Origin of the sequence: Alloacidobacterium sp., from assembly GCF_035631355.1 — a bacterium.
Classification (GTDB): Bacteria; Acidobacteriota; Terriglobia; order Terriglobales; family Acidobacteriaceae; genus Alloacidobacterium.
This window is the reverse complement of record NZ_DASQIX010000002.1, coordinates 22946-33211: the sequence shown is the minus strand read 5'-3', so window position 1 is coordinate 33211 and position 10266 is coordinate 22946. Positions and strand designations below refer to the sequence as shown.

Sequence of the window (10266 nt, the reverse complement as noted above, 5' to 3'; positions counted from 1 at the left end):
GCTGGAAGACTGGTGGCTGGTGCGCGACGCGCAGGGCCGCGTCGGCTGGACGCTTTCCCGTCGACTGGATGTGGATGTGCCGGACAGCATAGCCCAGTACGCCGAAGGACAGCGTATTGTCGGGGCGTATCAGTTGACGACCGTGAACGATCCGGAATCGAGCGCTCCCAATGGGCAGGTTCCGGAGTATGTGACAGTGATAAGCCCCTATAAAGACGGGCTGCCCTATGATTTTGACCAGGTGCGCATCTTTACCTGGAATGTACGCAAGCACCGTTATGAGACCGCCTATCGGCAGCGCAATTTGCAGGGATACTTGCCGGTAAAGGTCGGCATGCAGACCTTTGACAAGATCGGGACCGTGCCCGTGTTTTCCTTCAAGACAGCTACAGACGACACAATTTCGATTGATCCCGCTACCGGTGCGGCACGGCCTGCGAACCTGACAACGCTGACTTTCCGGTTGGAGGGAGTCATCGTCCGAAAGGTTGAGCCACCGGGCGCGGCACCTCCTCCGCCTCAACCGACGGCGGAGGCGCGAACGCCGAAAAAGGGGAAACATCGTGCCGTCCGGGCGCGAAGGCATAAGCGTCGTTAAGTGCTTATATCCAAACTTGTAACGAAAATTAACCTGAAGACACTATTGAACTTAGGCTTGGAATAATTTTCTTCTTAATACATCTCTTATGTCATATGTGCATCAAAATCGTCTGAGGTGTAGTTTGTCTTGTTCTTTGAGATATATGGGATGAATCGGAGCACGGGCATGGACGCGGTCGAAGAATAATCGCGGCATCGCTTGTCTGATTGGCTGTAATCTCGTATTGTTTTACAAACCTTGCATCGCCTTCGGGCAATTGGCATGAACTTTAGCGTTGCGGTAGTCGAATTTCACGAAGTTAAAAAATGAACAGGAGATCGGCACATGGACAACAAGCCGGCACAGAACATTCAGGACACGTTTCTTAATACGGTCCGCAAAGATAAAACCCCTATCACCATCTATCTGGTCAGTGGAGTGAAACTGACGGGAAAGATACGCTCCTTCGATAAATACTCGGTGCTATTGGAGAACAATAGCCAGGAACAACTGATCTTCAAGCACGCGATCTCGACCGTGGTCAGCTCACGTTCGGTGTTGCATACCGAACACAGGCCGCCCTCGGCGCATCCTCTCGGCTCTGCCGGTGGAAGCGGAGGGACTGCCTCGGGTTCTTCGACTGAATCACAGAGCGCATAACGGTCAGGAGACTTCAGGAACGGCGTTTCGTGGGTGAGCTTCAGCGCACAGGCATGGACAGCGCGGAAGACCGCGCGCTGCTGGTGGCGGTGGAGTTCGCCACGAAGCGATCTCCTCTGCCGCCTTCGGCCATGCTTGCTCGTGATGCCGCACGCATCTCGGCGGACGGTGATGCGGCTGAATCGGCTCCTATCATTTCTGCGCCGCTCGATCATGACGCGTCTCTCAGCGAATTTCGTGAGCTGGTCACGAGTGCGGGCGCGGCGATTGCCGGTGAAGTGACGCAGCGGCGGCCCAAGCCTGATCCGGCAACGCTGATCGGCAGCGGCAAGGTCGAAGAGCTGGCCGGCGTGGCGGCTTCGACACGCACGAATGTTGTCCTTTTCGACCACGATCTCAGCCCGACACAATTACGGAACCTGGAAGAGCGGCTTCCCTGCCGTGTTCTTGACCGGACACAGTTGATTCTCGACATCTTTGCCCGCCATGCGAGGACCCGCGAGGGCCAGCTACAGGTGGAGTTGGCGCAGTTGGAGTACATGCTGCCGCGGCTGGCAGGGCGTGGGAAATCCATGTCGCAGCTGGGTGGCGGCATCGGCACACGAGGTCCTGGGGAAACGCAGTTGGAAACCGATCGGCGCAAAATTCAGCGGCGCATTGTGCAAGTGAAAGAAGACCTCGAAGCTGTCCGGCGGGTCCGGGGGCAGCAGCGGCAGCGCCGCGAGGCTGTTCCTGTGCCGACGGTCGCGCTGGTGGGGTATACCAATGCCGGAAAGAGCACGCTGTTCAACACGCTGACGAAGGCTGGCGTTCTTGAGTCAGCAAGGATGTTCGCAACCCTTGACCCGAAGCTGAAGGCCATTCAGCTACCGTCGCGCAGAAAAGTGCTGCTATCGGACACGGTTGGATTTATCCGCAACCTGCCGCATACACTGGTCACGTCGTTTCGCGCAACGCTTGAAGAAGTACAAAAAGCCGAAGTGCTTCTGCATGTGCGGGACGCTTCGAGCCCGGTGCGGGACGAGCAGAAGGCTGAGGTCGAGAAAGTGCTGGGTGAGCTTGGAGTGCTGCACAAGCCGCAGCTCGAAGTAATGAACAAAGCTGACCTGCTTTCTACCGAAGATCGCGCAGAGTTGGCGACAAACGGCGCGGTTGTAGCTTCTGGCAAACTGGGCTGGGGAATTGAAGACCTGCTGGCGAGCATCGATGAGGCTCTGACTGCTGATCCAGTCATTGAGCAGACATTCAGGATTCCTCAGGCAAAGGGCGAGGTGCTCGCGGCGCTGGGCGCCGGATCAGTGCTGCGCAACTGCGAATACCTTGACAATACAGTCCGCATGACAGTCGCAGGGCCAGCTTCTCTTCTGGGGAGATACAGGGAGTTTCGCGCAGACGCAAGTACGGACCGGGCGAGGGGGAGCGGTGGAGATTCCCAGTCGCCCGGTCCGTTGGACCCTGAACCGGGTCATAGGTGATGGTTTAAGTCTACGCCCGCTCAGGGGCGAGTCAAGCGCTTTTCTGCGGAAAATTATTGGATGAAACCCCTGCTTGTGATACACCTAAGCGTAGGTGTCTTCCCCCGCGTTGACACCTTATTTTTTACTCTGTTACAAATCTTAGGTTCCGCAATACCCTCCAGATAAGACTTCCACGGGCTTAATAGGCAGCCGCAAGAGCGCCGAAGCGAGTCGCAAGGTGTTGGAAATGGTGTAGATGGGGGCGCGGCGCACAAGAACCAGCCCGTCTGAAGATGTGTTCAGCGGGTCCTTTGAGAACCGGCGAAGCATGGAAATTCTGCACCAACTCGGCGATCTGGTCATCGGCTCAATCCCGACGATGATCCTTTTTGTATTACTGGTATTGGCTTACTGGGTCGTACTGTACCGCCCGCTAATGCGGACGTTGGTAGAGCGCCGGGAACGCACGCAGGGAGCAGTGGCAAAGGCAGCCGACGCTATCGCCGCGGCGGACGCCAAGTCGCAGGAGTACGAAGCCCGCCTGCGGGCGGCGCGGGCGGACATTTTCCGCCACCGCGAACAGCTCGTCCAGCAATGGAACAAGGAGCGCGATAACGCGCTCGCCTCTGCCCGTTTGGCGGCGCAGGAGAGGGTGCGCGCAGCACAGGCAGCGCTTAACGCACAGGCTGCGGACGCGCGCCGGCAGATTGAGGGATCGACCGAACAGTTGGCTACTCAGATTCTTCAAGCCATTCTGCCCGCGGACATGGCCCCGGTGGAGAGTGCCCGTTGAAGCGCAGTTTGAAGATCAGGCTTGCAATTCTTTTTGCCGTATTGGCCTTGACGGCAGGGCCTGCGATGCGCGCCCTCAGCCAAGAGCATAGTCCGGAGCAGCCGGCTCATTCCCCGAATGTCCATTCCCAGTACGAAAAGATGGACACGCCCGAAACGAACAGCGAGGAAGAGGGTTATCGTCACTCTGCATCGGTGCAGTTTCTCGCCAGGGTGATGCACGTCAAGACGGAAACAGCGGCGCAGATTTTCGAGGACCTCAACTCGGCGATCATCTGGGGCGCGATTCTCTGGTTCCTCTTCAAGACGCTGCCTGGAGTCTTCCGCAAGCGCTCGGAAACGATCCAGAAAGGGCTGGCCGAGGCGCACTCCGTAACGGAAGAAGCCAGAGAGAGGTTGAGCGCGGTAGAGGCGAGGCTGGCCAGGCTGGATTCCGAAATCGATACCATCCGCAAGCAGGCTGAACATGACAGCGTGGAAGATAAGCAGCGCATCAAAGCCGCGCTTGAGACAGAGCGCAAGCACATTGTTGAATCGGCTGAGCAGGAAATCGAAGCATTTGGCGCTGCGGCACAGCGCGACCTGAAGAAGCTTGCAGCCGACCTGGCCGTGGACCGCGCATTGCAGCGGATACATCTGGGCGCGGACGCCGACCGCGTTCTGGTTGAGAACTTTACCGCCGATCTGGCGGGCATGCAGGGCAAGGGAGGACAGAACTGATGGCCGCGATTGCCGCTCCCTACGCCCGGGCATTTGCAGATGTTGTGTTTGAAGACCACCTGAACGCGCAGGATGTTCAACGTCAATTGGACAGCTTTGTCGCCGCCTGGTGGGAGAGCGACGACCTGCGCGAGGTATTTCTTGATCCTTCATTCCCGGCGGACCAGAAGGTCGCCATTCTGGACAAGCTGAATACGCGGCTGGGAATGGGAACTCAGGTACGGAATTTCATTGCCGTGCTTATTCAGCACGACCGGCTGAATATTTTGGATGAGGTTCTGACCGAATATCGCAGAGAAGTGAACCAGCGGCTCGGCATTTCTGAGATACAAATCACGTCCGCACGGGTTCTGGAAGCGGATGAGAGACGGGGAATCGAGCAGAAAGTGGCGGCCATGACTGGTACGCAGGTGCATGCCACTTATCAGGAAGACCGAGCGCTGCTCGGAGGAGTGGTGGTGCGCGTCGGCAGCACGGTCTATGACGGGTCAGTAAAAGGACGACTGGACCGACTGAAGGAGCAGCTTGCCGGTTAATTAAAAAAGCAGGTCCTTCGACTTCGGCTGCTTCGCAGCCTTCGCTCAGGATGACAAACAAGAGTTGGGAAAGTGAAGCATGGCTCAGATTAAAGCAGACGAAATTACGCAGCTCCTGAAGGAGCAGATCCAGAATTACGACGCGAAGATCCGTGTCGATGAAGTCGGAACGATCATCGCGGTGGGCGACGGCATTGCCCGCATCCATGGCCTCGACAAGGTCATGTATGGCGAGATGATCGAGTTTCCGCATGGCGTGGCTGGACTGGCCATGAACCTTGAAGAGGACCAGGTTGGTGCCGTGCTGATGGGCGACTACACGGAACTGCGCGAGGGCGACCAGGTCAGGCGGACGGGAACGATTCTGAGCGTGCCTGTGGGCGAGGCCATGATTGGCCGCGTAGTCGATGCTCTGGGGCAGCCGATCGATGATAAGGGGCCGATTAATGCAACGGAAGCGCTTCCTGTAGAACGCATTGCCCCCGGGGTAGTAGCCCGCCAATCGGTGCGCGAGCCGATGATGACCGGAATCAAGGCCATCGACAGCATGATTCCGATTGGCCGCGGACAGCGCGAGCTGATTATCGGCGACCGCCAGACAGGCAAGACGGCGATTGCGCTCGACACCATCATCAGCAACGCCAAAAACGATCTCATCTGCATCTACTGCGCTATCGGGCAGAAGCGCTCATCGGTGGCCCAGGTGGTGCAGACGCTGACCGAAAACGGCGCGATGGATTACACCATCATCGTGGCGGCGACTGCCTCCGAACCCGCCCCAATGCTCTATCTCTCTCCGTATGCGGCGACCGCCATGGGCGAGTACTTCCGCGATAAAGGCAAGCACGCGCTGGTGATTTACGACGATCTTTCGAAACACGCCGTAGCCTATCGCGAAATCTCGCTGCTGCTGCGCCGTCCGCCGGGCCGCGAAGCGTATCCGGGCGATGTGTTCTATCTCCACTCGCGTCTTCTGGAGCGCTCGTCGAAGCTGAACAAGGAAAACGGTGGCGGCTCGCTGACCGCTCTGCCGATTATCGAAACCCAGGCAGGCGACGTCTCCGCCTATATTCCGACAAACGTAATTTCGATTACAGACGGCCAGATTTTCCTTGAAACCGACTTGTTCAATTCAGGCGTGCGTCCTGCGGTGAACGTCGGCCTCTCGGTTTCGCGCGTCGGCTTCTCCGCAGCCATGAAGGCCATTAAGCAGGTTGGAGCAACATTGAAGCTCGACCTCGCGCAGTATCGCGAACTGGCCGCCTTCTCCCAGTTCGGCAGTGATCTCGACAAAGTGACGCAGGCGCAGTTGAACCGCGGCCAGCGTCTTACGGAGCTGCTGAAACAGCCGCAGTTCCAGCCGCTGACCGCCGAGCACCAGGTGGCAATGCTGTTTGCCGGAACCCAGGGCCTGCTCGACGACGTGAAGGTAGACGCCATTCGCGCATTTGAGGACGGCTTCCACAAATATTTGGATTCAGCGCAGACGGCGCTGCTGAAGGACATAGGCGAGAAGAAGGCGCTGGACGACGACCTGCGCGCCCGACTGAAGGACGCAGTGAATGAATACAAGCAGAACTTCTTCGCGGAGCATGAATCGGCGCAGGTGGTTGCGAAATAGGTTGACTGAATGGCAAACGTTCTCGACTTAAGAAGGCGCATACGCAGCATCAAAAACACGCGCCAGATCACTAAGGCCATGAAGATGGTGGCCGCCGCCAGGCTGCGACGCGCGCAGGAGCGCGCTTTCGCGTCGCGTCCCTATGTAACGATGATGGTAAGCGTGCTGCAGTCGCTCAAGCGGCGTACTGAAATTTATGACCCGGAAACAGGCGAAGTGCGGCATCCTCTGCTGCTGACTCGTCCGGAAAAGAACGTGCTCCTGGTTGTCATCTCCGGCGAAGGCGGATTCGCCGGGGCCTTCAACGCCAACATCGTCAAGGCTGCCACCAACTTCATCGCCAGCCATAAAGATCAGCAGATCGACATTGAAGCGATTGGCCGCAAGGGACGCGACATCCTGCGACGGCGCTATCCTGCGGCTCAGTATATTGAAGCGCAGAAGCAGGACGAGCATGATACCGGCCGCCCACGGCGAGGTGAGCGGGCGAATACCATCGAACTGCTGGACAGCCATTATCGCAATATCCTGCACAAGATCACCTTCGACGAGATTCGCGAACTGGGCCGGGAAATCATTGCGCTCTATACGAATGAACAGATCGATGCTGTCTACCTGGTCTACAACGAATTCAAGTCCGTGATCCAGCAGCGCCTGGTTGTGGAGCGGATACTTCCCATCATCGAAATTGGCAAACAAGAGATTGCTGCCGCCGAAGAGATGACGCTGGAACAGCGTGAGCGCGCGGCGGAAGCGGCGTTGTCGGCGGGCGTGAGTCTTGATTCTGCCGAAGCGGAAGCCGCCGCAAAGCAGGCTGAGGAAGAAGCCCGTCGATTTGGCACGGCCGAGGTCGATTACATCTATGAGCAGCCTCCACATGAGCTGTTCAAGGCGATCCTGCCGCGATATGTGGGAACGCTGCTCTATCACGCGATGGTGGAGTCGGTAGCAGCCGAGTTTGCAGCGCGCATGACCGCGATGGATTCGGCGACCAACAACGCATCCGACCTGATTGACCACTACACGCTGTTGATGAACCGCGTTCGTCAGGCCGCGATCACCAAGGAACTGATCGAGATTGTCAGCGGCGCAGCCGCACTGTAGAGAGAAAGAAATTTTATGGCAGAGAACATAGGCAAAGTCATTAAGATCGCCGGGCCCGCGGTGGACGTGCAGTTTGAAGAGGCGAAGATGCCGCCCATTTACCAGGCGCTGCGCGTCACCGGCGACGGTTTCACCGTGCCCGTTCCCATCAACGTGATTCTGGAAGTGCAACAGCACCTGGGCGAAGGCCGCGTGCGCTGCGTCGCCATGCAGGCCACCGAAGGCATGGTCCGCGGCATGAACGCGCTCGACCTCGGCGGACCCATCACTGTTCCTGTGGGGCACGAAACGCTTGGCCGCGTGCTCAACGTGATCGGCGAGCCGGTGGACGAGCTTGGTCCGGTCAATGCCAAGACCTTCCTGCCTATTCACCGCCCCGCTCCCGCGTTCGACGAGCAATCGACGCGTGAAGAAATGTTCGAGACCGGCGTGAAGGTCATCGACCTCATTCAGCCCTTCTTGAAGGGCGGCAAAATCGGTCTCTTCGGCGGCGCTGGCGTCGGCAAGACGGTCATCATTCAGGAGCTCATCAACAACGTCGCGCTCAAGCATGGCGGCTTTTCAGTATTCGGCGGCGTTGGCGAGCGCACTCGCGAAGGCAACGACCTGTGGGTGGAATTCCAGGAAGCCGGCGTTATCGATTTGAAAGATTTCTCAAAGTCAAAGGCCGCCCTAATCTACGGCCAGATGACTGAACCGCCCGGCGCGCGTCTGCGGGTGGCGCTGACGGCTCTCACCGTCGCTGAATATTTCCGCGACAACGAAGGCGCGGACACGCTGCTCTTTATTGACAACATCTTCCGCTTCACGCAGGCTGGTTCTGAGGTCTCGACGCTGCTGGGCCGCATGCCTTCCGCCGTCGGCTATCAACCTAACCTTTCAACGGAAATGGGCGAATTGCAAGAGCGAATTACTTCGACCAAGAAAGGCTCCGTAACGTCAGTACAGGCCGTGTACGTTCCGGCTGACGACCTCACTGACCCGGCTCCGGCGACGACATTTGCCCACCTCGATGCGACGACGGTACTTTCGCGTCCACTCTCTGAGCTGGGCATCTATCCTGCCGTCGATCCGCTCGCTTCGACATCGCGCATTCTTTCTCCGCGCATTGTCGGCCAGGAGCACTACGACGTGGCGCAGGGTGTGAAGCGCATTCTGCAGCGCTACAAAGACCTGCAGGACATCATCGCGATTCTTGGCATTGACGAGCTTTCAGAAGATGACAAGCTCACGGTCGCCCGCGCGCGCAAGATCCAGCGCTTCCTCTCGCAACCATTCCACGTAGCCGAGCAGTTCACCGGCATTCCGGGACGCTACGTCAAGATTGAGGATAGTGTGCGCAGTTTCAAGGAAGTGCTCGACGGCAAGCATGACAGTGTTCCTGAGCAGGCTTTCTACCTTAAGGGATCGATTGAAGACGTGCTTGAAGCGGCTGAGAAGATGAAGGTGACGGCGTAGGCCATGCCAGATCAACTGCAAGTCCGTCTGGTCACTCCCGAACGCATCCTGGTCGATTCGACGGCAGACGCGGTCGAATTGCCGTCGCGTTCCGGCTATCTAGAGGTGCTCTTTGGGCACACGCCGCTGCTTGCCGAGTTGGGCGCGGGCGAAGTGCGCCTGCACGGCGGCCACGCGGGCGAGCAGCGCTACAACGTGAACTGGGGCTTTGTCGAAGTGCTTCCCGAGCGTGTGATGATTCTGGCCGAGAGCGCGCTGAAACCGGAAGAAATTGATACAACGCGCGCACAGGAACAGCTCGAGCGCGGCCACCAGATGTGGAACGAAGCCGGTGAAGACGCCGCGAAATACGAAGAGGCGAACCGCGTGATCGAGGAAGCGGAATCGAAAATCGCGAGTGCCGCTTCACATGGCTGAAGCACTGCAAATCCCAGGTCTCAAAATCGAGACCTGGGGCATCCTTTCGGCACTCCTCTGCTTAATGCCGGGACAGACTCCGCGCGTGTATCGTGAAGAGTCACGGCTATTCTCATAAAAATGTTCACGGAATCCGCAGCGCTGACAGATGTGGGGCGTGTCCGCTCCGCCAATGAAGATTCTCACGGACTCTGCGCTGAAGCTGGATTCTTCGTGGTGTGTGACGGCATGGGTGGCGCTGCGGCGGGCGAAATCGCCAGCCAGACAGCCGTGAGTGCCATGCTCGAAGCCATGTGCGGACCGCAGGCCATTGATGATCCACGACAGGCGCTTGAGAACGCCATCAGCGAAGCGAACCTGCGTGTCTTTTCGCGCGCAGAGCAGGAATCGTCGTTACACGGCATGGGGACAACATTGGTCTCGCTGCTGGTGCTGAAAGATCGCATATGGATTGCGCATGTGGGTGACAGCCGCTGCTATCGTCTTCGCGCCGGCCTGCTCGAGCGCATGACGCAGGACCACTCTCTTGTTGATGAACAGGTGCGGCTCGGCCAGATGACTCCCGCTGAAGCAGAGCTTTCGCCGCTGCGCAATGTCATCACGCGGGCAATCGGGACACGCGCCACAGTTATGCCGGACATTCAGGAAGTGACCACCGAGAATGGCGATCTCTTTCTGCTGTGCTCCGACGGCTTGAGCAAGGAAGTCCCCGACGAAACCATCGCGAATATTCTGCGCAGAGACACTTCCGATCTGCAGACGCTCTGCCGTGCATTGATCCAAGAGGCAAATGATGCGGGCGGCAGCGACAATGTTACCGCGATTGTGGCGAGGATTAGATAGCGAGTCAGCGCGCCTTTGGCGCAAGCAAGTCAGCGTTTGAACACATGTCGTGATTAAAAAAACAGTAGTCCACGCCAA

10 protein-coding genes and 1 pseudogene are annotated in these 10266 nt (G+C 58.1%); all 11 read left to right on the top strand.

The annotated features are described in order from the left end of the window. A pseudogene (locus tag VEV40_RS00575) lies at positions 1–598 on the top strand (SH3 domain-containing protein); the annotation flags it as partial. A gap of 327 nt (positions 599–925) precedes the next feature. Beyond that, positions 926–1240: an RNA chaperone Hfq gene (gene hfq, locus VEV40_RS00570; protein WP_324829422.1), complete on the top strand. Its 315-nt coding sequence runs from the start codon at positions 926–928 to the stop codon at positions 1238–1240. 53 nt (positions 1241–1293) lie between these two features. Beyond that, positions 1294–2715, top strand: a complete 1422-nt coding sequence (gene hflX, locus VEV40_RS00565) for a GTPase HflX (protein ID WP_324829424.1) — start codon at positions 1294–1296, stop codon at positions 2713–2715. A 310-nt stretch (positions 2716–3025) separates the two neighbouring features. Then, a complete protein-coding gene (locus VEV40_RS00560; RefSeq protein ID WP_324829421.1) occupies positions 3026–3490 on the top strand; it encodes a hypothetical protein in 465 nt (154 codons plus the stop codon). Then, positions 3487–4209 (top strand): ATP synthase F0 subunit B, encoded by a 723-nt coding sequence (locus tag VEV40_RS00555; RefSeq protein WP_324829420.1) that lies wholly within the window; start codon positions 3487–3489, stop codon positions 4207–4209. The genes VEV40_RS00560 and VEV40_RS00555 overlap by 4 nt, the downstream gene beginning before the upstream one ends. After that, on the top strand, positions 4209–4745 hold the full coding sequence (gene atpH / locus VEV40_RS00550) for an ATP synthase F1 subunit delta (protein ID WP_324829419.1): 537 nt from the start codon (positions 4209–4211) through the stop codon (positions 4743–4745). Before VEV40_RS00555 ends, atpH begins: the two co-directional genes overlap by 1 nt. Positions 4746–4824: 79 nt before the next feature. Next, on the top strand, positions 4825–6366 hold the full coding sequence (atpA, locus tag VEV40_RS00545; RefSeq protein ID WP_324829418.1) for a F0F1 ATP synthase subunit alpha: 1542 nt from the start codon (positions 4825–4827) through the stop codon (positions 6364–6366). Between the two features lie 9 nt (positions 6367–6375). Then, positions 6376–7470, top strand: coding sequence for a FoF1 ATP synthase subunit gamma (locus VEV40_RS00540; RefSeq protein ID WP_324829417.1), 1095 nt, complete (start codon positions 6376–6378; stop codon positions 7468–7470). A 15-nt stretch (positions 7471–7485) separates the two neighbouring features. Beyond that, on the top strand, positions 7486–8928 hold the full coding sequence (gene atpD / locus VEV40_RS00535) for a F0F1 ATP synthase subunit beta (protein WP_324829416.1): 1443 nt from the start codon (positions 7486–7488) through the stop codon (positions 8926–8928). A gap of 3 nt (positions 8929–8931) precedes the next feature. Continuing rightward, positions 8932–9345: an ATP synthase F1 subunit epsilon gene (gene atpC / locus VEV40_RS00530; protein WP_324829415.1), complete on the top strand. Its 414-nt coding sequence runs from the start codon at positions 8932–8934 to the stop codon at positions 9343–9345. Positions 9346–9465: 120 nt separating this feature from the next. Next, entirely contained in the window at positions 9466–10188 is a 723-nt protein-coding gene (locus tag VEV40_RS00525; RefSeq protein WP_324829414.1) for a Stp1/IreP family PP2C-type Ser/Thr phosphatase, read from the top strand. Positions 10189–10266: the final 78 nt, after the last annotated feature.